The organism is Mycobacterium sp. NPDC004974 (assembly GCF_053600815.1).
Window position 1 is genome coordinate 160228 of record NZ_JBSGAQ010000001.1, and the last position, 26020, is coordinate 186247.

At 66.5% G+C, this 26020-nt stretch carries 23 protein-coding genes; 16 read left to right on the plus strand and 7 right to left on the minus strand.

The features are described 5' to 3' along the window. Nucleotides 1–200: 200 nt before the first annotated feature. The 3 genes from ACWEFV_RS00820 to ACWEFV_RS00830 are packed head-to-tail and all read left to right on the plus strand — an operon-like array spanning nt 201 to nt 4794. Nucleotides 201–1841 carry a DAK2 domain-containing protein gene (locus ACWEFV_RS00820; RefSeq protein ID WP_450068728.1) on the plus strand — a complete coding sequence of 547 codons (1641 nt, stop codon included), beginning with the start codon at nt 201–203 and terminating at the stop codon, nt 1839–1841. Next, nucleotides 1841–4090: an ATP-dependent DNA helicase RecG gene (recG, locus tag ACWEFV_RS00825; RefSeq protein ID WP_450068729.1), complete on the plus strand. Its 2250-nt coding sequence runs from the start codon at nt 1841–1843 to the stop codon at nt 4088–4090. The genes ACWEFV_RS00820 and recG overlap by 1 nt, the downstream gene beginning before the upstream one ends. Then, the gene (locus ACWEFV_RS00830; RefSeq protein WP_450068730.1) at nt 4087–4794 is read left to right on the plus strand and encodes an HNH endonuclease family protein; all 708 of its coding nucleotides are present in this window, start codon (nt 4087–4089) and stop codon (nt 4792–4794) included. Before recG ends, ACWEFV_RS00830 begins: the two co-directional genes overlap by 4 nt. Nucleotides 4795–4814: 20 nt before the next feature. Here the strand turns inward: ACWEFV_RS00830 and ACWEFV_RS00835 are convergent, their stop codons facing one another. The 4 genes from ACWEFV_RS00835 to ACWEFV_RS00850 all read right to left on the minus strand — a co-directional run bounded on the left by ACWEFV_RS00835 (nt 4815) and on the right by ACWEFV_RS00850 (nt 7635). Beyond that, a complete protein-coding gene (locus tag ACWEFV_RS00835) occupies nt 4815–5174 on the minus strand; it encodes a DoxX family protein (RefSeq protein ID WP_450068731.1) in 360 nt (119 codons plus the stop codon). Then, complete coding sequence (locus tag ACWEFV_RS00840; RefSeq protein WP_450068732.1) at nt 5171–5788, minus strand: TetR/AcrR family transcriptional regulator; 618 nt, start codon at nt 5786–5788, stop codon at nt 5171–5173. The genes ACWEFV_RS00835 and ACWEFV_RS00840 overlap by 4 nt, the downstream gene beginning before the upstream one ends. Nucleotides 5789–5959: 171 nt before the next feature. After that, nucleotides 5960–6802: an aldo/keto reductase gene (locus tag ACWEFV_RS00845; protein ID WP_135453599.1), complete on the minus strand. Its 843-nt coding sequence runs from the start codon at nt 6800–6802 to the stop codon at nt 5960–5962. Nucleotides 6803–6807: 5 nt separating this feature from the next. After that, a complete protein-coding gene (locus ACWEFV_RS00850) occupies nt 6808–7635 on the minus strand; it encodes an aldo/keto reductase (protein WP_450069245.1) in 828 nt (275 codons plus the stop codon). 13 nt (nt 7636–7648) lie between these two features. Between ACWEFV_RS00850 and ACWEFV_RS00855 the strand changes: the two genes are divergently transcribed. The 10 genes from ACWEFV_RS00855 to mutM all read left to right on the plus strand — a co-directional run bounded on the left by ACWEFV_RS00855 (nt 7649) and on the right by mutM (nt 17901). Continuing rightward, entirely contained in the window at nt 7649–8785 is a 1137-nt protein-coding gene (locus ACWEFV_RS00855; protein ID WP_450068733.1) for an alpha/beta hydrolase, read from the plus strand. Nucleotides 8786–8812: 27 nt separating this feature from the next. Continuing rightward, complete coding sequence (locus ACWEFV_RS00860) at nt 8813–9646, plus strand: DsbA family protein (protein WP_450068734.1); 834 nt, start codon at nt 8813–8815, stop codon at nt 9644–9646. Then, entirely contained in the window at nt 9643–10266 is a 624-nt protein-coding gene (locus tag ACWEFV_RS00865) for a vitamin K epoxide reductase family protein (protein WP_450068735.1), read from the plus strand. The genes ACWEFV_RS00860 and ACWEFV_RS00865 overlap by 4 nt, the downstream gene beginning before the upstream one ends. A 34-nt stretch (nt 10267–10300) precedes the next feature. Then, nucleotides 10301–13720, plus strand: coding sequence for a pyruvate carboxylase (locus ACWEFV_RS00870; RefSeq protein ID WP_450068736.1), 3420 nt, complete (start codon nt 10301–10303; stop codon nt 13718–13720). After that, nucleotides 13717–14271, plus strand: coding sequence for a 16S rRNA (guanine(966)-N(2))-methyltransferase RsmD (rsmD, locus tag ACWEFV_RS00875; protein ID WP_450069246.1), 555 nt, complete (start codon nt 13717–13719; stop codon nt 14269–14271). Before ACWEFV_RS00870 ends, rsmD begins: the two co-directional genes overlap by 4 nt. Nucleotides 14272–14309: 38 nt before the next feature. Further along, a complete protein-coding gene (coaD, locus tag ACWEFV_RS00880; RefSeq protein WP_135453603.1) occupies nt 14310–14786 on the plus strand; it encodes a pantetheine-phosphate adenylyltransferase in 477 nt (158 codons plus the stop codon). A gap of 136 nt (nt 14787–14922) precedes the next feature. Next, complete coding sequence (sepIVA, locus tag ACWEFV_RS00885; RefSeq protein ID WP_135453604.1) at nt 14923–15660, plus strand: cell division protein SepIVA; 738 nt, start codon at nt 14923–14925, stop codon at nt 15658–15660. A gap of 67 nt (nt 15661–15727) precedes the next feature. Beyond that, complete coding sequence (locus ACWEFV_RS00890; protein ID WP_450068737.1) at nt 15728–16339, plus strand: YceD family protein; 612 nt, start codon at nt 15728–15730, stop codon at nt 16337–16339. Continuing rightward, nucleotides 16336–17028, plus strand: a complete 693-nt coding sequence (rnc, locus tag ACWEFV_RS00895) for a ribonuclease III (protein WP_135453606.1) — start codon at nt 16336–16338, stop codon at nt 17026–17028. The genes ACWEFV_RS00890 and rnc overlap by 4 nt, the downstream gene beginning before the upstream one ends. Before the next feature lie 6 nt (nt 17029–17034). Further along, nucleotides 17035–17901 (plus strand): bifunctional DNA-formamidopyrimidine glycosylase/DNA-(apurinic or apyrimidinic site) lyase, encoded by an 867-nt coding sequence (gene mutM / locus ACWEFV_RS00900; RefSeq protein WP_450068738.1) that lies wholly within the window; start codon nt 17035–17037, stop codon nt 17899–17901. 10 nt (nt 17902–17911) lie between these two features. On the opposite strand, the gene ACWEFV_RS00905 is transcribed toward mutM, so the two are convergent. Further along, nucleotides 17912–18655 (minus strand): Rv0361 family membrane protein, encoded by a 744-nt coding sequence (locus tag ACWEFV_RS00905; RefSeq protein WP_450068739.1) that lies wholly within the window; start codon nt 18653–18655, stop codon nt 17912–17914. Nucleotides 18656–18869: 214 nt separating this feature from the next. Here ACWEFV_RS00905 and ACWEFV_RS00910 point away from each other — a divergent pair, with 214 nt between their 5' ends. The 3 genes from ACWEFV_RS00910 to smc are packed head-to-tail and all read left to right on the plus strand — an operon-like array spanning nt 18870 to nt 23196. Continuing rightward, on the plus strand, nt 18870–19277 hold the full coding sequence (locus tag ACWEFV_RS00910) for an OsmC family protein (protein WP_450068740.1): 408 nt from the start codon (nt 18870–18872) through the stop codon (nt 19275–19277). Continuing rightward, nucleotides 19274–19582 (plus strand): acylphosphatase, encoded by a 309-nt coding sequence (locus ACWEFV_RS00915; protein WP_450068741.1) that lies wholly within the window; start codon nt 19274–19276, stop codon nt 19580–19582. Before ACWEFV_RS00910 ends, ACWEFV_RS00915 begins: the two co-directional genes overlap by 4 nt. 26 nt (nt 19583–19608) lie before the next feature. Further along, complete coding sequence (gene smc / locus ACWEFV_RS00920) at nt 19609–23196, plus strand: chromosome segregation protein SMC (protein ID WP_135453611.1); 3588 nt, start codon at nt 19609–19611, stop codon at nt 23194–23196. A gap of 8 nt (nt 23197–23204) precedes the next feature. On the opposite strand, the gene ACWEFV_RS00925 is transcribed toward smc, so the two are convergent. Then, nucleotides 23205–23735: a hypothetical protein gene (locus ACWEFV_RS00925; protein ID WP_167857795.1), complete on the minus strand. Its 531-nt coding sequence runs from the start codon at nt 23733–23735 to the stop codon at nt 23205–23207. A 332-nt stretch (nt 23736–24067) separates the two neighbouring features. Next, nucleotides 24068–25678, minus strand: coding sequence for a PE-PPE domain-containing protein (locus tag ACWEFV_RS00930; RefSeq protein ID WP_450068742.1), 1611 nt, complete (start codon nt 25676–25678; stop codon nt 24068–24070). Nucleotides 25679–26020 lie beyond the last annotated feature (342 nt).

Consider the following 26020-nt stretch of genomic DNA (forward strand, 5'->3'; position numbering starts at 1 on the left):
GCTCAACCCGACAACCTGATCAGAATACCGGGAGGCCGGAAGATCGCCAAAACGGCCCGTGAACACCACCCCAGGTTGTCCACAGCCGGCGGTGCTCTGATCAAGATTGTCGCCGTCAGTCGATAGGCTGGCGCCCACGGCGGTGACTGCGGGGGACGGCCGCGGGATTCTGTGGGATCTGATGGGGATTGGGAGGTCCGATGTCGGCTCGGCGGCTGGACGCCCCTGCTCTGCGGGCATGGGCCCACGCTGCCGTTGATGACCTGATCACCCATACCGACGAGATCAACCGGCTCAACGTGTTCCCGGTGGCCGACGCGGACACTGGGACAAACATGCTGTTCACGATGCGTTCGGCATGGGCGCATGCCGATGCCGAACCGGTAGGCGGGGACATCCCGTCGGTGGCAGGCGCGTTGGCGGCCGGGGCGTTGCAGGGGGCCCGCGGCAACTCCGGGGTGATCCTGTCGCAAATTCTGCTCGGCCTGGCCGAGGTGGTCACCACCGCGGCGGCCCAGCGTGACGGCGACCTTGCCGTTGTGGACGCCGCGCTGTTCGGTGCGGCGCTGCGCCATGCGGCAGCCCTGGCTGTCACCTCGATGGGTGAGCCCGTGCCGGGCACGATCGTGTCGGTGCTGGAGGCCGCGGCCGAGGCTGCCGAACACTGCGCGGCCGGGGGAGGTGACGTCGCCGATGCGGCTACCGCCGCCGGCGATGCCGCATCAGCAGCCCTGGATCGCACACCACAGCAACTCGACGTGCTCGCCAGGGCCGGCGTGGTCGATTCCGGTGGCCGCGGTCTGTTGGTCCTGCTCGACGCGATGACAGCGACCCTGGTCGGGCATGCGCCGCGGCGGCCGGTGTACACCCCGGCCTCACCGCAGGCCGCACTCGCGGCCACGGCCCTTGCCGCCGCAGAGGCCGCGCCGCAGTTCGAGGTCATGTACCTGCTCACCGGATGCGGCGCACCCGCCGTCGAGGGGTTGCGGGCCGCGCTCGAGCAGATGGGCGAGTCGGTGGCGATCGCCGCTTCGGGAAGTGATCAGTACTCGGTTCACGTCCACGTCGACGACGCCGGGGCTGCGGTCGAGGCCGGGCTCGCGGTCGGCGCGCTGAACCGCATCCAGATCACCGCCCTGACCGGGGCCCCGGGCCTCCGGTCTGCCGGGGCCTGGGCCCGCGAGCGTGCGGTGCTGGCCGTCGTCGACGGGGACGGCGGCGTCGAACTGTTCGCCGGTGAGGGCGCGCACGTATTACGGCCCGACGGAGGCGAGCCCATCAACGCCCAGCAGTTGTTGCGTGCCCTGATCGACGTGGGCGCTGCCCAGGTCATGGTGCTGCCCAATGGGTACGTCGCCGCCGAGGAGTTGGTGGCGGGCTGCACGGCGGCGATCGGGCGCGGCATCGATGTCGTGCCGGTGCCGGCCGGCTCGATGGTGCAGGGGCTGGCCGCGTTGGCGGTCCACGACGAGAGCAGACAAGCGGTCGATGACGGGTACACCATGGCGCGAGCAGCGGCAGGGGCGCGGCACGGAGCCGTGCGGATCGCCACCGAAGAGGCGTTGACGTGGGCGGGTACCTGTAAGCCGGGCGACGGGCTGGGCATCGCAGGCGATGAGGTGCTGATCGTGGGGCCCGACATCACCACCGCGGCCGCCGGGTTGATCGACCTGTTGATGGTGGCGGGCGGAGAGCTGATCACGGTGCTGACCGGGGATGGTGTGGACGGCGCGGTGGGGGAGGCGCTGCAGGCCCATGTGCATCGCGAGCACCTCGGCGCCGAGCTGATCACCTATCACACCGGCCACCGCGGCGACGCCCTGCTCATCGGGGTGGAGTAATGGTCAGTCTCAGCGACCGCCTCGAGTTCGTGGTCGGAAAGAAGAACGCGGACAAGCTGAATGTGAATTTCGGCCTTCGCACGGTCAACGATCTGCTGCGGCACTACCCGCGCAAATACAGCGACGGTATGACGGTGCGTGAGGAGGGTGAGGCGCTCGACCTGGAAGAAGGCGAACACGTCACCTTCATCGACGTGGTGACCAAAGCCGAGGTCGGTGAGATGAAGTCGACCGTCCGAACGAAATCCGGCGGGACCAGGCGGGCCAAATACCTGCGGGTGGCCCTGGGCGATCATCGGCCCGCGGTGACGGCCACGTTCTTCAATGCCGGGTGGATGGTTGACAAGGTGGAGACGGGCACCCGTCTGATGCTCTCCGGCGAGGTCAAGTACTTCCGCAACACCCTGCAGTTGAACCACCCGGCGTTCCTGGTGCTCAATCCGCCACCCGGAAAGCAGATCGGCACCAAGTCGTTGACCACCATCGCGTCGGCGTCGGGGGCCAGCGGCGAGGACATGCTGGCCGAGTTCGAGCGGGACTTCTTCCCGATCTACCCGGCGTCGGCCAAGATTCAGAGCTGGGACATCTACGCCTGCGTGCGGCAGACCCTCGACATGCTCGACCCGATCCCGGATCCGCTTCCGGAAGATTTTGTCCGCCAACACAACCTGGTATCCGAGGATGAGGCACTGCGGGCCATCCACCTGGCCGAGAACGCGACGCAGCGGGAGCGTGCGGCCGAACGACTTACCTTCGATGAGGCCATCGGTCTGCAGTGGGGGTTGGTGGGCCGGCGCTACAGCGAGCTCAGCGAATCCGGTCCTCCCGCACCACCTGTCGACGGCGGATTGGCCGCGGCGATGCGCAGTCGGATGCCCTTCGAGCTGACCGCGGGGCAATCCGAAGTGCTGGAGGTGATCTCGGGCGAGTTGGCCTCAACGCGGCCGATGAACCGGATGCTTCAGGGCGAGGTGGGTTCGGGCAAGACCATCGTGTCGGTGCTGGCGATGCTGCAGATGGTCGATGCCGGTTACCAGTGCGCATTACTGGCGCCCACCGAAGTGCTTGCCTCCCAACATGCGCGCTCGATCCGTGACGTGCTGGGGCCGCTGGCAATGGCGGGACAGCTCGGCGGCACCGAGACGGCCACCGGTATCGCGCTGCTGACCGGGTCGATGACGGCGCCGCAGAAGCGTGCCGTGCGCGGCGAGGTGGCGTCCGGGCAGGCCGGGATCGTCGTCGGTACGCACGCCCTGCTGCAGGATGCGGTGGAGTTTCACAATCTCGGCATGGTGGTCGTCGACGAACAGCACCGGTTCGGCGTCGAGCAGCGGGATGCACTGCGTGCCAAGGCTCGTGATGGATTGACTCCCCACCTCCTGGTGATGACGGCCACCCCGATCCCGCGCACCGTGGCGCTCACGGTGTACGGCGATCTGGAGACCTCGACGCTGCGCGAACTACCCCGCGGCCGTCAACCCATCACCACCAACACCATTTTCGTCTCGCAGAAGCCGACCTGGCTGGACCGGGCCTGGGCCCGCATCCGAGAGGAGGTGGGCGCGGGCCGGCAGGCCTACGTGGTCGCCTCACGTATCGACGAATCCGACAAGCCCGGCGACAAGAACGACGGGCGCGGCGGCCCGCCGCCCGTCACGGTGGTCGATCTGTTCGATCGGTTGAGCGCAGGCCCGTTGTCGGGGTTGCGGATCGGGCTCATGCACGGCCGGTTGTCCGGTGACGAGAAGGACGCCGTGATGGGTGCGTTCCGGGCCGGCGAGATCGACGTGCTGGTGTGTACCACCGTCATCGAGGTCGGCGTCGACGTACCCAACTCGACGATGATGGTGGTGATGGACGCCGACCGGTTCGGCATCAGCCAGCTGCACCAGCTGCGCGGCCGGATCGGTCGTGGCCAGCATCCCAGCCTGTGCCTGCTGGCCACCCGGCTCCCCGAGACCTCCAAGGCCGGTGCTCGCATCACCGCGGTGGCCGGAACACTCGACGGTTTCGCCCTGGCGGATCTCGACCTCGATGAGCGTCGCGAGGGAGATGTGCTGGGCCTCAACCAATCCGGGCGCACCATCAATCTGCGCTTCCTGTCCCTGCGGGATCACCTCGAAGTGATCCAGGAGGCCCGGGCGTTCTGCGAGCAGCGTTACTCGCAGAGCCCGCACGATTCCGGAATGGATCTGCTGGCAGCACAGTTCGTGAACACCGATCGCGTCGAATACCTGGACAAGGCATGACCCGCCGCCGGGTGTGGTGGCTGGCCGCGGCCGTCGCGCTCGCGGTGGTGGTCGCCGTCCAGGTGAGCACATCGAACCGACACTCCGTACAGTTCGCGGCCCAGGCGCAACCGCCCACTATCGCCCCCGGGGCCGATCTCTTGGCCGGAGTGCCCGAGGTGCCGGTGCGGGTGCGCGGCAACGACTATCGTCGCGCGGCGTTCGGTGAGTCCTGGGACGATGACAACAGCGCGCCCGGTGGCCACAACGGCTGCGACACCCGTAACGACATCCTCAACCGCGACCTCGTCGACAAGACGTTCGTCGCGATCAAGCGGTGTCCGGACGCCGTGGCGACCGGCACGCTGCACGATCCGTACACGAATGCGGTGGTGTCGTTCGTCCGCGGCAATCAGACCGGCGCCTCGGTACAGATCGACCACATCGTGCCGCTGGCGTTGGCCTGGGATCTGGGGGCCCGCGACTGGCCCGACGATCTACGGCTGCGGTTCGCCAACGACCCGGCCAATCTGTTGGCGGTCGCCGGCAAACCCAATCAGGACAAGGGCGATCAGGAGCCGGCCCACTGGATGCCGCCCAACCGGGCGTTCTGGTGTCAGTACGCGGTGCAGTTCGTCGAGGTACTGCGCGGCTACGCGCTCCCGGTCGACACCGCGTCGGCCGGGGTGCTGCGCGAAGCCGCGGGCACCTGCCCCACGGGCTGAGTGACTCCCGCGCGAGGTGGTCACAGCAGGTATGACACCACGAAGACTCCGACCGAGAGCGCAAGCATGCCCAGGCAATTGAGCCAGAACTCCTGTTTCAAGAACTTGGCACGATAGTGCGCATAGGTGGCGCATAGGAAGTAGGCGATCACGCCGACGTTGGCGGCCACGCCGATACCGGGATATTTCAATCCAGCCACCAGGCCGGCCGCAGCCAACAGCTTGACTACCACCAACGCCCACCACCAGTCCTGCGGAAGGCGCACTCCCTCCAAGCATTTGCGGATGAACTGTGGCGGGTGGATCGACATCACGGCATCGCCGAAGAGGGCAAGCGCCAACAATGCTGTAGGCCACCAGTAGTGCGGAACACCAGTCACAAATCATCTCCTTGTTGTGGATGCTCGATCACGGAGCGGACCGCATCGCGCAGTTGGTCGGGCACCGATGCGCCGCCGGACACGTAATTGCCACCGGTCATGACGATGCCCAGATACGCGAAGTAGACGACCCGGGCTGCGCGCGCGGCGGCGGCATCGCAGAGGGCGGCTCGTGCCAGCACTGCCTGAAATTCGGTGACCAATGCGACGGCGAGGTCGCCGAAGATCGCTGATTCGTGGGTGCCGCGAACGACGATCGACGAGTACTGCCTGGACAGGGCCGGATCTTTGGCGAAATGCCGCAAGAACGGCATGAGCAGATCGATCACCGCGTCGGCCGCGCCTTCGGGGGTCAACGGCTCTTGCCGTTCGCCTCCCGGTCGGCGTGCACGGTGCACTGCGGCGATCCAGTCGTCGAACACCTTGATCAGCAGGCCGTCCTTATCGCCGACGCCCATCACCGTGCCCGTGCTGACGCCCGCCTCCGCAGCGATCTGGCGGATGGTCGTGTCAACGAAACCCTGTCTGCGAAACAGCCGTTCGGCGGCCACCAGGACCTTGCGCCTGGTCTCGTCCTTGGCGGCGGCGCGTGACTGAACATGTTCAGTGAACATGTTCAAATAATGGAGTGTGCGCGCACGAACGTCAAGGGCTCGGAGACATACACCGGTGCAGGCACGATTGCAGATGTGCCGGCGACCATCGCGAACGGACGAGAAACCCCCTCTTCCAATGGAAAAGGGGGTTTCTCGTCTGCTCGCGCGGGGAGCTACCCGCGAACGTGGCTAGCCCGTGAACGTCGCCGGGTCCGGCCGGAACCGGGTGCCGTCGTCGAGGCCGTTGAGGCTGTCCATCTGCTCGGCGGTCAGCTCGAAGCCGAACACCTCAAGGTTGGACGCGATCCGCTCCGGGTTGGTCGACCGGGAGATCACGATGTTGCCCAGCTGGATGCTCCAGCGGATCAGCACCTGTGCCGGGGTCCTGCCGTGCGCCTCGGCGATGGCCGTGACAACCGGGTTGTCGAGCAGATTGCCGACGCCGAGCGGGCTGTAGGCCGCGGTCGTGACGTTGTACTGGGCATTGGCCGCCCGCCAGGCGCTCTGGTTGAGCAAGGGGTGCAGCTCGATCTGGTTGACCGCGGGTGCGACGAAGGTCAGGTCCACGATCGTCGAGAGGTTCTCGGGGCTGAAGTTGGACACGCCGGTGGAGCGGGCCAGCCCCTCCTGCTTGAGTGCCATCAGCCCACCCCAGCTGTCGACGTACTTGCCGATGTCGTTGCCGGGCCAATGGATCAGGTAGAGGTCCACGTAGTCCAGGCCCAGCCGCTCCAGGCTGGCCCGCCCGGCGTTCTGGGACGACTGGAAACCCTGATCGGTGATGGCCAGCTTGGTGGTGACCGAGATCTCCTCGCGCGGAATGCCCGATGCCGCGATGGCGCGCCCGACGCCGGCCTCGTTTCCGTAGGCCGCCGCCGTGTCGATCAACCGGTGGCCCGCCTCCAGCGCCGCGGACACGACACGCTCTGCCTCGGAATCCGAGAGGCCGCCGACGCCGAGACCGACGACGGGGATCGTACGGTCGTCGTTGAGCGTGACGGTGGGAATCGCAGCCCCGTCCGAGGAGGTCATGTCACCTATCCTGTGAAGTTGAAGGTTCGGGGATCGGGTCCCAGGCGGGTGTCCGTCTCCAACGTGGCGATGGCCGCCATGTCCGTTTCGTCCAGATCGAAATCGAACACGTCGAAATTACTGACAATGCGCTCGGGGTTCACCGACTTGGGGATGACGATATTACCCAGATGGATATGCCACCTAATCAGTACCTGTGCGGGGGTTTTACCGTGCCGTCCGGCGATGCCGGTGATCACCGGATCCGTGAGCAGCGAACCCTGCCCCAGCGGGCTCCATGCCTCGGTGGCGATGCCCAATCTGGCGTGCGCTTCACGAAGCTCGCGTTGCGGAAACAGCGGGTGCAATTCGATCTGATTGACCGCAGGCACGATGCCGGTGGCGTCGATGAGCACAGTGAGGTGTTCGGGCGCGAAATTGCTCACCCCGATCGAGCGGACCCGGCCCTGATCGTGGAGGTGTGCGAAGGCCTTGAACGTGTCGACGTAGGCGTTGTTGGCCGGTACCGGCCAATGGATGAGGTAGAGGTCGAGGTAGTCGACGCCGAGCCGGTCCAGGCTCGCGTCGAACGCAGCCAGGGTGGAGTCATATCCCTGGTCGCTGTTCCACAGTTTGGTCACCAGGAACACGTCTTCGCGGGGGACCCCGGAGTTGAGCAGGCCGCGGCCGGTCTCGGCCTCGTTGCGGTAGGCGGCGGCAGTATCGATGTGCCGATACCCGGCCTGCAGGGCTGCGGTCACCGCGCGTTCGGTCTCCTCGGCAGGGGTCTGCCAAACCCCCAACCCGACCTGCGGTATCGAATTACCGTCGTTGAGCGTGACACGAGGACTCACAGAGGGAGCAGCCATGACTGAAAGTCTGCCAGGCGGACAAGCCGGAGGCGGACCTGACGGTCATCGCCGGGACACGGTCAAACACGTGCTGCTTGAGCGGGCGACCGGGTTGACCTTGGCCGCGATTCCCAGGATTTCGGATCGGACCAAGCGGCTGCTGCTCGGTGGGCGTTCGGTGACCGTCGACGGCAACACCCTGGACACCACCCTGCAATTCACCTTGGCGGCCGAACACGCGGCCGGAGTCGGCGGCCTGGTCGCCGATTACAGTCCGGAGTCCGGTGTCGCCGTCTCGCGGGCCGCGCTGCGAGCCACGGCGGCCATGATGAAGGCCCGGATCCGAGCGGATGTCACCGACATTTCGATTCCCGGGCCGGCCGGGCCGATCCCGGCGCGACGGTACGTCCCCGATGGGACCGGGTCCCCGGCGATCTCGGCGCTGCTGCTGTACTTCCACGGCGGCGGCTTCGTGATCGGTGACCTCGACACCCATGACAGCCTCTGCCGGCTGATCTGCCGGGACGGCGGAATCCAGGTGATCGCCGTCGACTATCGGCTCGCGCCCGAGCACAAGGCGCCGGCCGCAGTCGACGACGCCTACGCGGCCTACCGCTGGGCACTCGACCACGCCGCCGGCCTGGGGGCCACGCGCATCGTCGTCGGGGGAGACAGCGCGGGCGGCAACCTGGCCACCGTCGTGGCCCAACAGGCCCGTGACTCCGAACTGCCGCTGCCTGCGCTCCAGCTGCTGCTCTACCCGGTCACCGACTGGTCGAGTGAGACGCGATCCAAGACGCTGTTCTCCGACGGCTATTTCCTGGGGAAGCGTGACATGGACTGGTTTGCCGGGCACTACCTCGACGGCGCCGAGGTATCGGCCGAGGATCCGCTGGTGTCACCGTTGCTCAGTGAAGATCTCTCCGGCCTGCCGCCCGCGCTGGTGGTCACTGCCGGGTTCGATCCGTTGCGGGACGAGGGCAACCGATATGCCGGGGCGATGCGCGACGCCGGGGTGGTCGTGGACCTCCGGGAAGAGCGGTCGCTGATCCACGCGTTCGCCAACTTCTTCCCGCTGGGAGGCGGCAGCGCCGCCGCCACGGGCGCAATGATCTCTGCGCTGCGCGCACATCTCAGCCACGCCGAAAGTTGACCTGTCGACGCCGGTACGCTTGTCGACGTGGCCAAACCGAAGAAGACCGCGAAGTACGACCTCAAGGCGGCTGACCGCAAGCGCAACCTGTTCGTTCAGATCGGGCTGACAGCCGTTGTCGTGCTGTTCGCCGTCGGCCTGGTGCTCTACATCGTGACGACGGGCCACAAGCGGCCGGCCTCCGGGGAGGCCAGGGCGGTGCACGTCGCTGCGCCCGGTGTGATCACCAAAGAGGGCACCACTGAGCCCAAGGTGACGCTGAGCATGTACGAGGATTTCCTGTGCCCGGCGTGCGGTCATCTGGAACAGCAGTTCGGCCCGACGATCAACAAGCTGATCGACGCCGGCGCGGTGGCCGTCGACTACCACATGGTGGCGATCCTGGACAAGATGGGCAACGGCTACTCGTCGCGGGCCGGCGGCGCCGGCTACTGCGTCGCCGACGAGTCCGTCGAGGCGTTCCGGCGTTTCCACTCGGCGCTCTTCACGCCCGGAATCCAGCCTGCGGAAGGCGGCGGTGTCTACCCGGACAACGCCCGGATCATCGAACTTGCCCGCCAGGCCGGCGCTGCCGGTGAGGTGCCCGACTGCATCACCAAGAGCCGCTACGTGGAGATGGTGCAGGGCATGGCCGCGGCCACCGGAATCAACTCCACGCCGACCATGCGGTTCAACGGCGAGGAATACAGCCCGACCACTCCTGACGCGCTGATCGCGAAGGTCAAGGAGATCGTCGGCGACCTGCCCGCGCTGAAGGGCCCGGCCCCCGGCCCCGCTGCCCCCGCAGAGCCTGCCCCGGCGGCGCCTGCCGCGCCGGCCCCCGCACCTGCAGCACCCGCTCCGGCGCCGGCCAACCCATGAGCGACACCGCCGCCGAGCTGGACGAACTGGGGACCGAGGAGTCCCCGGGCGTAGCCGTCGGCAAGGCCAGTGCCGTCTGGATACTGATCGCAGGTGTCCTCGGTCTGGCGGCGTCGATGGCGCTCACGATCGAGAAGATCGAGCTGCTGATCGATCCGTCGTACGTTCCGACCTGCAGCCTGAACCCGGTGATCTCCTGCGGCTCGGTGATGACCCGCGAGCAGGCATCGGTCTTCGGATTTCCCAACTCGCTGATCGGACTGGTCGCCTTCACGGTCACCCTGGTCACCGGCGTGCTGGCCGTGGCAGGCGTTCGGCTGCCCCGGTGGTACTGGGCCGGGCTGGCGACGGGGACACTGCTCGGTGCCGTCATGGTGCACTGGCTGATCTTCCAGAGCCTCTACACCATCGGCGCCCTGTGCCCGTACTGCATGGTGGTGTGGTCGGTGACCATCCCGCTGCTGGTGGTGTCGAGTTCCATCGCGCTTCGACCGCTGCAAGCCAACGGGGTCGCCCGGGCGATCTACCAGTGGCGGTGGTCGCTCGTGGCGCTCTGGTTCACCTCACTCGTGCTGTTGATCTTGGTGCGTTTCTGGGAATACTGGTCAACGCTCCCGTAACACCCACGCAATAACTTGTCGGTTAGGTCTACCCGTGATTTCCAAGCTGTTAGTCGCCAATCGTGGCGAGATTGCAATCCGTGCATTTCGTGCTGCCTATGAGATGGGTATCGCGACGGTGGCTGTGTATCCGTATGAGGATCGCAATTCACTGCACCGTCTGAAGGCCGACGAGTCGTATCAGATCGGCGAGATCGGCCATCCGGTTCGGGCGTACCTGTCAGTCGAGGAGATCATCCGGGTCGCCAGGCACTCCGGCGCGGATGCGGTGTATCCGGGCTACGGGTTCTTGTCGGAGAACCCGGAATTGGCGTCGGCCTGCGCGGAGGCGGGAATCACCTTTGTGGGGCCCTCGGCGCACGTTCTGGAATTGACCGGCAACAAGGCGCGGGCGATCGCGGCGGCGAAGGCAGCTGGATTGCCGGTGCTGGCGTCCTCGGCGCCGTCGTCGTCGGTGGATGAATTGGTCGCTGCGGCACGGGATATGGAGTTCCCGTTGTTCGTCAAGGCGGTATCGGGTGGTGGTGGTCGCGGCATGCGCCGGGTGACCGATCCCGATGCGCTGCCCGAGGCGGTGGAGGCGGCGTCGCGTGAGGCGGAGTCGGCGTTCGGCGATCCGGCGGTGTATCTGGAGCAGGCCGTCATCAACCCGCGTCACATCGAGGTACAGATCCTCGCCGATACGCAGGGCAACGTGATGCACCTGTTCGAGCGCGATTGCAGTGTGCAGCGGCGCCACCAGAAGGTGATCGAGCTGGCGCCGGCGCCGAATCTGGATCCTGCGCTGCGCGAGAAGATCTGCTCGGATGCGGTGGCCCTGGCTCGCCAGATCGGCTACAGCTGTGCCGGCACGATCGAGTTCCTGCTCGACGAGCGCGGACATCACGTGTTCATCGAGTGCAATCCACGGATCCAGGTGGAGCACACGGTGACCGAGGAGATCACCGATGTGGACCTGGTGGGCTCACAGTTGCGGATCGCGGCCGGGGAGAGCCTGGCCGATCTGGGTTTGAGCCAGGACTCGTTGGTGATCCGCGGGGCGGCGATGCAGTGCCGGATCACGACCGAGGATCCGGCCAACGGATTCCGTCCGGACACCGGGCGGATCACCGCCTACCGGTCACCCGGCGGTGCCGGTATCCGCCTGGACGGCGGATCCAACCTGGGTGCGGAGATCTCCGCGCACTTCGATTCGATGCTGGTCAAGCTGACGTGCCGGGGACGGGACTTCTCCACGGCGGTGTCGCGGGCCCGGCGTGCGCTGGCGGAGTTCCGTATCCGGGGCGTGTCGACGAACATCCCGTTCCTGCAGGCGGTGATCGACGACCCGGACTTCCGTGCCGGACGGGTCACCACCTCGTTCATCGATGATCGCCCGCAGCTGCTGACCTCGCGGTCGCCTGCCGATCGCGGTACGAAGATCTTGAATTACCTGGCCGACATCACGGTGAACAAGCCGAACGGGGAGCGTCCGACTGGGGTGTATCCGCAGGACAAGCTGCCTGCGTTGGATCTGTCGACGGTACCGCCGGCGGGTTCCAAGCAACGTCTGGTCGAGCTGGGCCCCGAAGGGTTCGCGCGCTGGATGCGTGACAGCAAGGCCCTCGGGGTCACCGATACGACGTTCCGTGATGCCCATCAGTCCTTGTTGGCCACCCGCCTGCGTTCCACCGGCCTGCTCAAGGTGGCGCCGTATGTGGCTCGGACGATGCCGCAGTTGCTGTCCATCGAGTGTTGGGGTGGGGCGACTTACGATGTGGCGCTTCGGTTTTTGAAGGAAGATCCGTGGGAGCGGTTGGCCGCCCTGCGCGAGGCGGTCCCCAATATCTGCCTGCAGATGTTGTTGCGGGGCCGGAACACCGTGGGGTACACGCCCTATCCGGAACTGGTGACATCGGCATTCGTCGACGAGGCGACCCGCACCGGGATCGACATCTTCCGGATCTTCGACGCGCTGAACAATGTCGAGTCGATGCGTCCGGCGATCGATGCGGTCCGTGAGACGGGCACGGCGATCGCCGAAGTGGCGATGTCCTACACCGGGGATCTCAGTAACCCCAACGAGAACCTGTACACGCTGGACTACTACTTGAAGCTGGCCGAGCAGATCGTCGACGCCGGTGCGCATGTGCTGGCGATCAAGGACATGGCCGGGTTGTTGCGTCCGCATTCGGCGCACACCCTGGTGTCGGCGTTGCGGTCGCGGTTCGACCTGCCGGTGCATGTGCACACCCATGACACCCCGGGTGGACAGTTGGCGACGTACCTGGCCGCCTGGCAGGCCGGCGCGTCGGCGGTCGACGGCGCAGCCGCGCCCCTGGCCGGCACCACCAGTCAGCCGGCGTTGTCCTCGATCGTGGCCGCCGCCGCGCACACCGAGTACGACACCGGTCTGTCCCTGGATGCGGTCTGCGATCTGGAGCCCTACTGGGAGGCACTGCGGAAGGTTTATGCACCGTTCGAGTCGGGGCTGCCTGCGCCGACCGGGCGGGTGTACACCCACGAGATCCCCGGCGGGCAGTTGAGTAACCTGCGCCAGCAGGCCATCGCCTTGGGGCTGGGGGACCGGTTCGAGGAGATCGAATCCAACTACGCCGCGGCCGACCGGGTGCTGGGCCGGTTGGTGAAGGTGACCCCGTCGAGCAAGGTGGTCGGGGATCTGGCGCTCGCGTTGGTGGGCGCCGGGGTCAGCGCGCAGGAGTTCGCCGCCGATCCCGCCCGCTACGACATCCCCGACAGCGTGATCGGGTTCCTGCGTGGTGAACTCGGTGATCCTCCGGGCGGATGGCCGGAACCGTTGCGCACCAAGGCTCTTGAGGGCCGGGGGCCCGCCAAGCCGATCCAGGAGCTCTCGGCGGAGGACGAGGCGCTGCTGGCCGCGCCGGGGCCCAAACGTCAGGCGGCATTGAACCGGTTGCTGTTCCCGGCGCCGACCAAGGAGTTCGAGGCGCACCGCGAAACGTACGGCGACACGTCGAGTCTCAGTGCCAACCAGTTCTTCTACGGGCTGCGCTACGGCGAGGAGCATCGTGTCGAACTCGAGCGCGGTGTGCAGTTGCTCATCGGTCTTGAGGCGGTCTCCGACGCCGACGAGCGCGGGATGCGCACGGTGATGTGCATTCTCAACGGGCAGCTGCGTCCCATCACGGTACGTGACCGCAGCATCGCCAGTGAGGTCCCGGCGGCGGAGAAGGCTGACCGCAACAACCCGGCTCATGTCGCGGCGCCGTTCGCCGGTGTCGTCACCGTCGGTGTCGCGGTAGGGGACACGGTGGAGGCCGGCGCCACGATCGCCACCATCGAGGCGATGAAGATGGAAGCCGCGATCACCGCACCCAAGGCCGGCACCGTCGAACGTGTCGCGGTGGCTGCCACGGCCCAGGTCGAGGGCGGTGACCTCCTGGTGGTGGTCGGTTCGGCGGGCAGGAGCGAAGCGACCGGGGAATCAATCTGACCCGCATCATTGCGGGGACGCTCGGCGGCCGTCGGATTGCGGTGCCCCGCAGCGGTACCCGGCCGACGTCCGATCGGGTCAGGGAGGCCGTGTTCAACGCGTTGACGGCGCGGCTGGATTTCACCGGATTGTCGGTGCTGGATCTGTACGCCGGTTCGGGAGCGCTCGGCCTGGAAGCGCTTTCACGAGGTGCGACCTCGGCGACCTTTGTCGAGGCCGATGCTCGCGCGGCGGCGGTCATCGCCGAGAACATCGCCTCCCTCGGCGTCCGCGCCGCCACGGTGCGCCGCGGCAGTGTCGAGGTGGTGTTGGCCGGGGGTGCCACGCGGCCAGTGGATCTGGTGTTCGCAGACCCGCCGTACGACCTCGACGATGCCGCGGTCGATGCGATGCTCGTCGTGTTGGCCGAAGCGGGCTGGGTGACCGTCGGCAGCGTCGTCCTGGTGGAGCGGCGCTCGTCGAGTGGGCCGGTGAGTTGGCCGGCGGGCTGGGATGAGCTGAGTAGCCGACGCTACGGCGATACCCGGGTGGAACTCGCCGAAGTGGGCTGAAGCACCCGTCGATGCGGCGGCCTGTAGCGTCGTCACCCATGAGTGGCGCGGTATGCCCCGGCTCCTTCGACCCGGTGACCCTTGGCCATGTCGACGTATTCGAACGTGCGGCCGCGCAGTTCGATGAGGTCGTGGTGGCGGTTCTGGTGAATCCGAACAAGAAGGGCATGTTCGACCTCGACGAGCGCATGGCGATGATCGCCGAATCCACGACACACCTGCCGAATCTGCGGGTCGAGTCCGGTCAGGGCCTGGTGGTCGACTTCGTCAAGGCACGCGGTTTGACCGCGATCGTCAAGGGTCTGCGTACCGGCACCGACTTCGAGTACGAGCTGCAGATGGCACAGATGAACAAGCATGTGGCCGGCGTCGACACCTTCTTCGTAGCCACCACACCGCAGTATTCGTTCGTGTCGTCGTCGTTGGCCAAGGAGGTTGCGTCGTTGGGCGGCGACGTTTCGGAGTTGCTGCCCGAGCCGGTGAACCGCCGGCTGCAGGAGAAGCTGAGCGGCTAGCGCATCGGGTACCCGCGCTTCGGCGACCTCCGGACTCTCCGGCGGCTTGCGGGCGACACACCGATTGTGCTCCCAAGTCACAGGCGTAACACCAGGCACACTAGTCACTGACAACGACGACCTGGAGGGTTTTGCCGTGTACCGAGTTTTTGAAGCGCTCGACGAGCTCGGCGCGATCGTCGAAGAAGCGCGTGGTGTGCCGATGACCGCCGGTTGCGTGGTCCCGCGCGGTGACGTGCTGGAACTGATCGACGACATCAAGGACGCGATCCCCGGTGAGCTCGACGATGCGCAGGACGTGCTCGACGCACGCGATTCGCTGCTGCGCGAGGCCAAGGATCACTGCGAGTCGGTGATGTCGAAGTCCAACGCCGATGCCGACGGCATGCTCAATCACGCCAGAGGCGAGGCTGATCGCTTGCTCGCCGACGCCAAGGCGCAGGCCGACCGGATGGTCGCCGAGGCCCGTCAGCACAGTGAGCGCATGGTCGTCGAGGCTCGTGAAGAGGCGGCGCGGGTCGCGACCGCGGCGAAACGCGAGTACGACGCGACCACGGGCCGTGCCAAGGCCGAGGCCGATCGTCTGACCGAAAACGGCAACATCTCCTACGAGAAGGCCGTGCAAGAAGGCATCAAGGAACAGCAACGCCTGGTGTCGCAGACCGAGATCGTCTCGACGGCGACCGCCGAGGCCACCCGGCTCGTCGACGCGGCGCACGCCGAAGCCGACCGGTTGCGCGGCGAGTGCGACATCTACGTCGACAGCAAACTGGCGGAGTTCGAGGACTTCCTCAACGGCACGCTGCGCTCCGTCGGCCGCGGACGTCACCAGCTACGCACGACCGCCGGCACGCACGACTACGCCACCCGCTGACACCCCTGTGCAGTTCTCGGCGCGCACTGCGTCGTGGTGCGATCTGACGCCGCCGTAGGATCGATTCATGGCGACGCATGCAAGATCGGGCAGGCATGGCGCGGGACACGGTGATTCGCGATCGCCGCTGGTGATCGATGTCTCGCGACTGGGCCGGCGGCCGGGTTCGTTCCTGGCCCACCAGGAGACGGTGCCGAGTCCAGTGCGGATCGGGGCCGAGCTGGTCGCCATCGAGAAGGGCGCCCCACTGGAACTCGACCTGCAGTTGCAGTCGGTGTCGGAGGGTGTGCTGGTCAGTGGGACCGTATCGGCCCCCACAGCCGGCGAATGTGCGCGCTGCCTGACCGAACTCACCGGTGACGTCGAGATCGACCTCACCGAGCTGTACGCGTACCCGGACAGCACCACCGACGAGACCACCGAGGCCGACGAGATGGGTCGGGTCGGCGCCTCCGGCCAGGCCGACACGGTCGACCTGCAACAGCCGATCATCGACGCTGTCGGATTGGCATTGCCGTTCTCCCCGTTGTGCCGCCCGGATTGCCCGGGCCTGTGCCCCGAATGCGGAGTGGCGCTTGCTACCGCCGAGCCGGGACACCACCACGACAAGATCGATCCCCGCTGGGCCAAGCTGGCTGCGATGCTTCCCGACGACGAGCGGCCCAGGGGCGACGAGTGACCGACTCGCGTGAGGCGCTGCTGGACGCACTCGGCGTCGAACTTTCCGCCGAACTGCTCACCATCGCGTTGACACATCGCAGTTACTCCTACGAGAACGGCGGCGTGCCGACAAACGAGCGGCTGGAGTTTCTCGGCGATGCCGTGCTCGGGTTGACGATCACCGAGGAGCTCTATCACCGCCACCCCGAACGCTCGGAGGGTGACCTGGCGAAGCTTCGGGCCAGCATCGTCAACACCCAGGCGCTGGCCGATGTCGGCCGTGGCCTCACCGACGGCGGCCTCGGCAGTCACCTGCTGTTGGGCAAGGGCGAAGAGAACTCCGGTGGTGCCGACAAGTCCAGCATTCTCGCCGATGGTGTCGAATCCCTGCTCGGCGCAATCTATTTGCAGCACGGACTGACCACTTCGCGTGAGGTGATCCTGCGGTTGTTCGGTGAGCTGCTCGACACCGCGCCGACGCTGGGAGCCGGGCTGGACTGGAAGAGCAGCCTGCAGGAGCTGACCGCCTCCCGTGGGCTCGGCGCCCCCAGCTATGTGGTGACCTCCACCGGACCCGACCACGACAAGGAATTCTCGGCGGTCGTGGTGGTGGCCGATGTCGAGTACGGCAGAGGTGTGGGGCGCAACAAGAAAGAGGCCGAGCTCAAGGCTGCGGCCGCGGCCTGGAATGCACTCGACAATGCGTGAGGACCGATGCCCGAACTGCCCGAGGTAGAGGTAGTCCGCCGGGGCTTGCAGGAACACGTTGCGGGCAAGACGATTTCAGCGGTACGTGTGCATCATCCGCGTGCCGTACGCCGTCACGAGGCCGGTCCCGCCGATCTGACCGCGCGACTCCTGGGCGCCCGCATCACCGGAACCGGCCGCCGGGGTAAGTACCTCTGGCTGACGCTGGGGGAGGACGGCAGCGAGGACGCGACCGATGCCCTGGTGGTGCATCTGGGGATGAGCGGCCAGATGCTGTTGGGGCCGCTGCGCGACGACCGGCATCTGCGAATCGCCGCGCTGCTCGACGACGGGACGGCCCTGAGCTTCGTCGACCAACGGACGTTCGGGGGCTGGCAGCTGGCCGATCTGGTGACGGTCGACGGCGCCGCGTTGCCTCAGCCTGTCGCTCACATCGCGCGCGATCCGCTCGACCCGCTGTTCGATCGAGACAGCGTGGTTACGGTGCTGCGGCGCAAGCACTCTGAGATCAAACGTCAGCTGCTCGACCAGACCGTGGTGTCCGGTATCGGCAACATCTACGCCGACGAGGCGCTGTGGCGGACCAAGATCAACGGTGCCAGGACCGCCGCGCTGCTGCCGCGCCGCCGACTGGCCGAGGTGCTCGACGCCGCCGCGAAGGTGATGACCGATGCGCTGAGCCAGGGCGGGACGTCATTTGATTCGCTGTATGTGAACGTCAACGGCGAATCCGGTTACTTCGAACGGTCTTTGGACGCCTACGGCCGCGAAGGGGAGCCGTGCGGGCGGTGCGGCGCGGTGATGCGCCGTGAGAAGTTCATGAACCGGTCGTCGTTCTACTGCCCGAAATGTCAGCCCCGCCCGCGGGGCTGACCGGAACCGATCACGGCATGCTGGGCATGCCCGGCATGTCTGACATGCAGATCTTCCACGATCCGCTTTCCTTGCGCAGGTACAACTTGCCGGGGCCCGCGCTGCTGGAGATGTCGACGACCGCCTTGCTGCCGTTCACCGTGATCTTGGTGATCTCCGCCGACCCGCTGGAGTTGGTGGTCTTCGGAATGTCGATCGCATCCAGCCCACCGATCTTGTCGAACAGATCCTGATCTGCCTGGCAGAAATAGGGCAGGGCTTCGCTGAGGTCGCTGGAGCTGGACATCACCTCATCGAGGAAGTCGCGGACTTCCTGCTCGGCATCGCTCCCGCTGGACTGCGAGGAGCCGGCGCTGGTGCGGCCGCCGTTCGATTTCGAATCGCCGCTCAATGCGAAGATGACGCCGCCGACCAGTGCCAGCACCACGATCACCGCAGCGGCGATCGCGAACCACTTGCCGTTGCCGCCTTTGGGTGGCTGCGGCGTGGGGTAGCCGTAGGGCTGCTGCGGCGCACCATACGGCTGCTGCGGCGCACCGTAGGGCTGCTGGACCCCGTAGGGCTGTTGCGGCGCTCCGTACGGCGTGCCGTAGGGCTGCTGCTGAGGCTCACCGTAGGGCTGCTGAGGCGCTCCGTACGGGGATCCGTACGGCTGCTCGGCGTTCGGATACCCCTGAGGCCCGCCCGGTTGCTGGGGGTATGGCTGTTGCCAGGGGCCGGTGGGGCCCGTCGGCGGAATGGGCGGATACGTCACGGTGCTCCTCAAGCGAAGTCGGTTGCGCCGAGTCTATCCCCGGCACAACGGTGTGGGGCGGTGGCGAAACGGTCACCCGTGGGCGCATGCACTCATTTCCCAGGTCTGGCGGACATACAGACCTTCCACTCGTCACCCTCGTTGCGGAAGTAGAGGTCGCCGCCGGACGATTACCGCTGGAATAACCGTGTGCCGCGACGTGTAGAAATACCGCATGACCGAACTTTGGGTTGATCGCACCGGTGTGCGCAGGTATGTCGGGCGCAGTTCGCGCGGTGCAGAGGTACTCATCGGCGGTGAGGACGTCGAGGGCGTGTTCACCCCGGGGGAACTGATGAAGATCGCCCTCGCGGCGTGCAGTGGGATGTCCAGCGATCAGCCGCTGCGTCGCCGCCTGGGCGACGACTATCCGGCGACGATCCGGGTGTCAGGGCCGGCGGACCGGGAGCAGGAGCGTTACCCGCTGCTGGAGGAGAAACTCGAAATCGACGTGTCGGGCCTTTCGGAGGCCGAGGTGGCCAGGCTGTTGACCGTGGTCGAGCGCGCCATCGACCAGGTCTGCACAGTGGGCCGCACGCTGAAATCCGGCACCGAGGTGAAGTTCGAGGTCGCCACTCGATGACCGGACCGGAAGTCCCCGCCGCCGGGCCCGAATCCGAGGTACGCCTGAGCGCCTGGGTACACGGTCAGGTACAGGGCGTGGGGTTCCGCTGGTGGACCCGGTCACGGGCGCTTGAGCTGGGTCTGGCCGGGTTTGCTTCCAATCGGCCCGACGGCCGGGTGCATGTCGTGGCGCAGGGCCCGCGGGATAAGTGCCAGCGATTGCTTGAGCTGTTGCAGAGCGGTCAGACCCCGGGGTCAGTCGATAACGTCGTCGCAGATTGGGCGGATGCCGACGCCCCGATGGCGGGGTTTCACGAACGGTAGCCGAGTCGGCGGTAGGGTAAGACGCCGTGCACCTCAAGAGTCTGACGCTGAAGGGCTTCAAGTCCTTCGCTTCGCCGACGACTCTGCGCTTCGAACCCGGCATCACCTGCGTCGTCGGCCCCAATGGGTCGGGCAAGTCGAACGTGGTCGACGCCCTGACCTGGGTCATGGGCGAGCAGGGCGCCAAGACGTTGCGCGGCGGCAAGATGGAGGATGTCATCTTCGCCGGCACGTCCTCGCGGGCGCCGCTGGGTCGCGCCGAGGTGACGCTGACCATCGACAACTCCGACAACGCACTGCCGATCGAGTACTCCGAGGTGTCGATCACCCGTCGGGTGTTCCGTGACGGCGCAGGCGAATACGAGATCAACGGCAGCAGCTGCCGACTGATGGACGTCCAGGAGCTGCTCAGCGACTCCGGTATCGGCCGGGAAATGCACGTCATCGTCGGCCAGGGCAAGCTCGCCGAGATCCTGGAGTCGCGCCCCGAGGATCGCCGCGCCTTCATCGAGGAGGCTGCCGGCGTTCTCAAGCACCGCAAGCGCAAGGAAAAGGCGGTGCGCAAGCTCGACTCGATGGCGGCGAACCTGGCCCGCCTGACCGACCTGACCACAGAGTTGCGGCGCCAGCTCAAACCGCTGGGCCGACAGGCCGAGATGGCCCGGCGCGCGGCGACGATCCAGGCCGATCTGCGCGACGCCCGTCTCCGGCTCGCCGCCGATGACCTGGTGAGACGGCAGGTCGAGTTCCACAACACCAACCAGGCCGAGACCACGCTGCGCCGCGAGCACGACGAGGCGACCGTTCGGCTGGAAACCTCGACCGTCGAACTGCAGGCACACGAGGCCGCGGTGGCCGAACTGACCCGCCGCGCCGAGGCGGCACAGCAGACCTGGTTCCGGGCGTCGGCCCTGGCCGAACGGCTCAGCGCCACCGTGCGTATCGCGACCGACCGCGCGCAGCTGTTCGAGTCCCAGGCAGAGGTTTCCACCGGGCAGGACCCCGAGGCGCTGGAGGCCGAGGCCGACGAGGTTGCCGAGCTGGAGATGGAGCTGCTCGGCGAGCTCGAAGAGTCGCGCATCGTCTTGGAGAGCGCCCGCGCCGAGCTGGCCGAACGCGAACAGATCGCCGCTGAGGCCGAGCGGGCGCACCTGGCCGCGGCCAGGGCTGAGGCCGACCGTCGTGAAGGGCTGGCCCGGTTGGCCGGGCAGGTCGACACGATGCGTACCCGGGTCGAGTCGATCGACGACGGGGTCATGCGGATGTCGGTCAACATCGAGGAAGCCGCCGCCAAAGCCCAACTGACACAGGCCGAGTTCGAGACCGTGCAGAGCCGGGTCAGCGAACTCGACGCCGGAGAAGTGGGCCTGGACGAGCAGCACGACCGTTCGGTGGCGGCGCTGCGGCTCGCCGATGAGCGAGTGGCCGAACTGCAGTCGGCCGAGCGCGCCGCCGAACGGCAGGTGGCCTCGCTGCGGGCCCGCATCGAGGCCCTCTCCGTCAGTCTGGACCGACGAGACGGTGCCGCCTGGTTGCAGAAGAACCACAGTGGCCCAGGACTTTTCGGCACCATCGGGGAATACCTGAAAGTCCGGCCGGGTCATGAGGTGGCGGTGGCCACGGTGCTGGGTGCGGCTGCCGACGCGTTGGCCGCCGAGGATTTCGGTGTCGCTGCCGCCGCGGTGGCCGCGCTCAAGCAATCCGACGGTGGCCGGGCGGCGCTGTTGCTGGGGGACTGGAAGGTCAACGGCTCGGAACCATCGGGAGTACTGCCTGAAGGCGCGATCTGGGCCAACGAGGTGGTCTCCGTCCCGGACCGGCTGAGTGGGGCGATTACCGCGATGCTCGCCGGGGTGGCCGTGGTGACCGATCTACCCGCCGGGGTGCAACTGGTGACGGCACGACCGGACCTGCGTGCGGTGACCGCGGAAGGTGACCTGGTCGGTGCCGGCTGGATCAGTGGTGGGTCCGACCGCAAGCCCTCCACACTGGAGATCAGTTCCGAGATCGACAAGGCCCGACGCGAACTGGAAATCGTCGAGCGGCAGACCGGTGAGCTGGCGGCCGCATTGTCGGGTGCGTTGACCGAGCAGGCGGCCCGACAGGAGTCGGCCGAAGAGGCGATGGCCGCGCTCAACGAATCCGACGCCGCGATCTCGGCCATCTACGAGCAACTGGGCCGGCTGGGGCAGGATGCCCGTGGTGCCGGTGACGAGTGGAAGCGGCTGATCCGCCAACGCGACGAACTCGAGGCCGGGCGTACCTCGACGGTCGAGGAACTCACCGAACTTGAATCGCGGTTGCACAACGCCGAACAGCTTCCGATGTTCGAGGCCGAGCCGGTGGACCGTCAGGCCTCGATGGCTGCCGCGGAGGCGGCCCGTTCGGTCGAGGTGGAGGCCCGGCTGTCGGTGCGTACCGCCGAGGAACGAGCGAATGCGGTTCGCGGACGAGCTGATTCACTGCGCCGGGCCGCTGCTGCCGAGCGCGAGGCCCGGGTACGTGCACAACGGGCTCGCGAGGCCCGCGAACATGCGGCGCGGGTGGCCGCCGCGGTGTCCGAGTCGGGACGCATTGTGGCCCAACGGTTGAGCGCGGTCGTTTCGGTCGCCTCGCGGATGCGTGACGAGCTGGCCACCGAGCGTCAACTGCGTGCGACGGCGTTGTCACAGGTGCGTGAGGTGGTCACCGAACTCAACGCGAGGATCAACAAGCTCACCGATGCGCTGCACCGTGATGAGATGGCCAAAGCGCAAGCCTCACTTCGTATCGAGCAGCTCGAGGCGCAGGTGCTCGAGCAGTTCGGCATGCCCGCCGCCGACCTGATCGCCGAGTACGGTCCGCAGATTGCGTTGCCGCCCAGCGATTTGGAGATGGCGGAGTACGAGCAGGCGCGTGAGCGGGGCGAGCAGGTTATGGCGCCCGCGCCGATGCCTTTCGACCGGCCGACCCAGGAGCGTCGGGCCAAGAAGGCCGAACGTGAGCTCTCAGAGTTGGGTCGGGTCAATCCGCTTGCGCTGGAAGAGTTTGCCGCCCTGGAGGAGCGCTACAACTTCCTGTCCACGCAACTTGAGGACGTCAAAGCCGCGCGCACCGATCTGCTCGATGTGATCGCCGATGTCGACACGCGCATCCTGCAGGTGTTCACCGAGGCCTATGTCGATGTCGAGCGCGAGTTCGAGCAGGTGTTTTCCACGCTGTTCCCCGGCGGCGAGGGCCGGCTGCTACTGACCAACCCCAGTGACATGCTGACCACCGGCATCGAGGTCGAGGCCAGGCCGCCGGGCAAGAAGATCAAGCGACTCTCGCTGCTGTCCGGCGGCGAGAAGTCCCTGACGGCGGTGGCCATGCTGGTGGCGATCTTCCGGGCCCGCCCGTCCCCGTTCTATGTGATGGACGAGGTCGAGGCGGCACTCGATGATGTGAACCTGCGCCGGCTGATCAGCCTGTTCGAGCAGCTGCGGGAACGTTCCCAGCTGATCGTGATCACCCACCAGAAGCCCACCATGGAGGTCGCCGACGCGCTCTACGGTGTGACCATGCGCGGTGACGGCATCACCACCGTGATCTCGCAGCGGATGCGGGGACAGGAACTGGCGTCCAGTTCAGGCTGATTCGGGAGCTACTCCGATCGGTATACCGCGGGCGGTCCCCAGCCGGGCTCGGTGGTGCAAGCGGGGACGGAATTGGCGGGGCAACCGCTACCCTGTCCCGGTTGTGGTGTCGGTGCCGGCTGTGATGGGTCGAGCTTGAACATGATGCGCGAAGACTTCATGATCCCGCTGGATGTGAGGGGCCGCTCCCGGTAGAACGCCTTGACCTCGAATGGTTTCGGGATCTGCTGGTCGCTGGTGGCCACTACGTTCCATTTGCCGTCGGTGACATCCGTTTCGGCCGTCACGAGAGGTTCTTTGGCGTTCGGCGCGCTGACCTCTACCCGTACGGCCTCCACAGACGGACTCGCGGAACCCCAGAGTGCAAGCGCTTTTTGCGAGTCACTGAGTTTGGCATCTTCGACGGCAACGCGGTCGGAAGGTTGGGTCGCGGTGATTGGTGTCGACGGAATGCTGCCGGGCTTGTCGAAGAAATTCGGCAGCTGCGTGATCAACGCCGTGCCGAGGGTGCCGACCAGTCCGATGATGGCCGCGGTCATTGCGTTCGGCTTCTTGATGGTGCTTGAGCGGCGGCGTTTCGGGCGCGACTGCGTCGTGGTGCCGACGGCTGGTGAGTTCGTAGTCATGGCCGTGTGCCTTGTGTGTCGTTGAACCTGTCCGCCGACGGTTGTCGGTTCGGTACAGAAATGATCACGCCATGATCACGCGCAGCGCATGAGTAGTGGACTACTCGAATGTCCCGATCGCGCGCGGGATGTCAGAAGCCCGCGCGCCCGGACCACCGCCAGGAAAAACTGTGCCGAGCGTGCGGACAGGGCCCGGATTCCCCCGTGGATCCGGGCCCTGTTCCGCATGCTCGACCGATGCGCCCCTATGCCGCGTCGGAGTGCCCGGAACGGGCTTGGGCGCGGCGGGGTTTGACTTGCGTGCCGCCGTCTTTGGTGTGCTTGGCGTCGGGTTTCGGCTGGGCCGAATCGTTCTGGCCGGAGCGGCGGATTGTGCGGGGAGGACGCGGGCCGTCTTGTGGCGCATCTGCTTTCGCCTGGGAGGCATCGTCAGACGGCTTGTCGGGCATGAGCGCCTGCCGGATTGACTGCCGGATGAGCTCAGGCTTGGACTTCGGCTGCCGCTCGGGCGGCGCTAGTTGCCGAGTCGTCGGCGACTCGGTTTTGGTCTTGGTGTCGGTCGCGGGTTGGGCCGTGGTGTCGGTCTCGGTCTGAGCCCCGGTCTCAGTCTTTATCTCGGGGTCCTGTGCCTTGGGACCGGACTGCGGGGTATCGGTGTCACGGGTGAGGGCGTCGGCCCCGGTTGCAGGGTGCATGCCGGCCAGTTCCGGACGAGTGTGTTCCAGCCGTGATCTGTCGGGCACCGAGGTGTCGAGCGCCACCTTTGTGGGAGCCGACTTATCAAGTGTGGCAAGGGTTTCTGTGTGGCGGTCGGTAAGGTCGGCGGTCTTGATGCCCAAGCCGGCGAGCGCATTGCGCACGCCCTCCTCGGCCGCGGCCCTCAGATCCGACGCCAACTTGTCGAGGTCGATGTGGGGCATGAGCCCGGCACGGGTGGGGACACCCATGTTGGCCGGCGTGCGGTCGTAGGCGAGCTCGATCAGCACCCGCAGGGTGGGCTCAACCAGGTCGATCACCGGCGCCGGGATTCCGATGTCGCGGAACGGCTGCAGCAGCGGAAGGTGCTCGGTGTGCATCAGATAGTAGGTGGTGTTGCCGGAGGTATAGGACGAGTACTTACTCGGATCGTTCAGGTCGACCACCGATGACCCGTAGTTCGGATGCAGGTAGACGTAGCCCATCAGGGCGTTGAGATCGGCCAGCAGGTTGAGTGGATATTTGGGAAAGTCGGCGATCAGGTCGTACTGGCGGGCGACGTCGATCGTCTTGTATTCGTCATCGGGGGTGGCGCCGTCGAAGCTGACGCCGAGGATCGGGATGTAGAGGCCCTCGAACCGGGCCAGGATTCCACCGTTGGGCCGGTTGGGGTTGGCCACGAACACGAATGACAACTCGTCAGGGGAGGGCACCGGGGCGCCCTGGGCGCGAAGCTCGGCCAGATTGCGCTTCTCCCGGGTGGCGATGTTGGCACTCTGTGAGTAGCCGACGACGACTTTTTCTCCCGGTGTGTTCAGTACGGCGTTATTGAGGCTGAGGACGCCGCGGGCGACTGAGGTGTCGAAGCTGATGTCGGTCAGGCCGGTCGCGGGCCAGAACTGCTCCGGTGTCTGCACCCACTTCAGGTCGTCCTCGTCGAGGTGCCGGTCGGACAGATACGTGTTGTTCACCTGGTCCATATAGGTACCGGCACCCCATTGGTGCGGGTCGCCCAGTGCTTTCATCCCGGTTCCGCCCATGATGAGCGCCGTTGCCGCCAGCTGAACCAATGTGGTCATGCTTGCCGTCAGCACGAGTCCGACGGTGCCGACCAGGGCGACCAGCGTCAGTGCTGCCCCCCGAAGCACACGAATGTGCATCCTTGTCCTCCCTTTCGTGAAAATCCCAAGGGAAGGACCACACGCCGACCACACGCAGAAGTCATTCCCGACCCGTGTGGATCGTGGACCATCGCAATGCCGGTTGTCAGCGAATTGGTAAAACTGCGCAGAAATGTTCAAGGCCGCAGTTGAATCGCGATTTATCGCCGAAATATCGGCCAATGCAGCTAAGCCGTAGATGAAATCTACGGCTGGCGTCGGCGCGTTGGAGCGATGGTGCGGTGAGGAGGAAATACTGCTGTGGTACGTGAGTGTACCGCTATTCTGGGCGATCCGGAATGCCTATCTTTCCGGCCGAATCGGCATGTGCGGACCTCGCCG

What these genes read in the sequence shown, in the direction of transcription:
- mutM (WP_450068738.1), top strand. Translation starts at nt 17,035, where the DNA reads ATGCCCGAACTGCCCGAGGTAGAGGTAGTCCGCCGGGGCTTGCAGGAA.
- ACWEFV_RS00840 (WP_450068732.1), bottom strand. Translation starts at nt 5,788, where the DNA reads ATGTTCACTGAACATGTTCAGTCACGCGCCGCCGCCAAGGACGAGACC.
- ACWEFV_RS00820 (WP_450068728.1), top strand. Translation starts at nt 201, where the DNA reads ATGTCGGCTCGGCGGCTGGACGCCCCTGCTCTGCGGGCATGGGCCCAC.
- ACWEFV_RS00890 (WP_450068737.1), top strand. Translation starts at nt 15,728, where the DNA reads ATGGCGACGCATGCAAGATCGGGCAGGCATGGCGCGGGACACGGTGAT.
- ACWEFV_RS00925 (WP_167857795.1), bottom strand. Translation starts at nt 23,735, where the DNA reads ATGACCGCGGCCATCATCGGACTGGTCGGCACCCTCGGCACGGCGTTG.
- ACWEFV_RS00915 (WP_450068741.1), top strand. Translation starts at nt 19,274, where the DNA reads ATGACCGGACCGGAAGTCCCCGCCGCCGGGCCCGAATCCGAGGTACGC.
- ACWEFV_RS00830 (WP_450068730.1), top strand. Translation starts at nt 4,087, where the DNA reads ATGACCCGCCGCCGGGTGTGGTGGCTGGCCGCGGCCGTCGCGCTCGCG.
- ACWEFV_RS00845 (WP_135453599.1), bottom strand. Translation starts at nt 6,802, where the DNA reads ATGACCTCCTCGGACGGGGCTGCGATTCCCACCGTCACGCTCAACGAC.
- recG (WP_450068729.1), top strand. Translation starts at nt 1,841, where the DNA reads ATGGTCAGTCTCAGCGACCGCCTCGAGTTCGTGGTCGGAAAGAAGAAC.
- ACWEFV_RS00910 (WP_450068740.1), top strand. Translation starts at nt 18,870, where the DNA reads ATGACCGAACTTTGGGTTGATCGCACCGGTGTGCGCAGGTATGTCGGG.
- ACWEFV_RS00855 (WP_450068733.1), top strand. Translation starts at nt 7,649, where the DNA reads ATGACTGAAAGTCTGCCAGGCGGACAAGCCGGAGGCGGACCTGACGGT.
- ACWEFV_RS00930 (WP_450068742.1), bottom strand. Translation starts at nt 25,678, where the DNA reads ATGCACATTCGTGTGCTTCGGGGGGCAGCACTGACGCTGGTCGCCCTG.
- ACWEFV_RS00865 (WP_450068735.1), top strand. Translation starts at nt 9,643, where the DNA reads ATGAGCGACACCGCCGCCGAGCTGGACGAACTGGGGACCGAGGAGTCC.
- coaD (WP_135453603.1), top strand. Translation starts at nt 14,310, where the DNA reads ATGAGTGGCGCGGTATGCCCCGGCTCCTTCGACCCGGTGACCCTTGGC.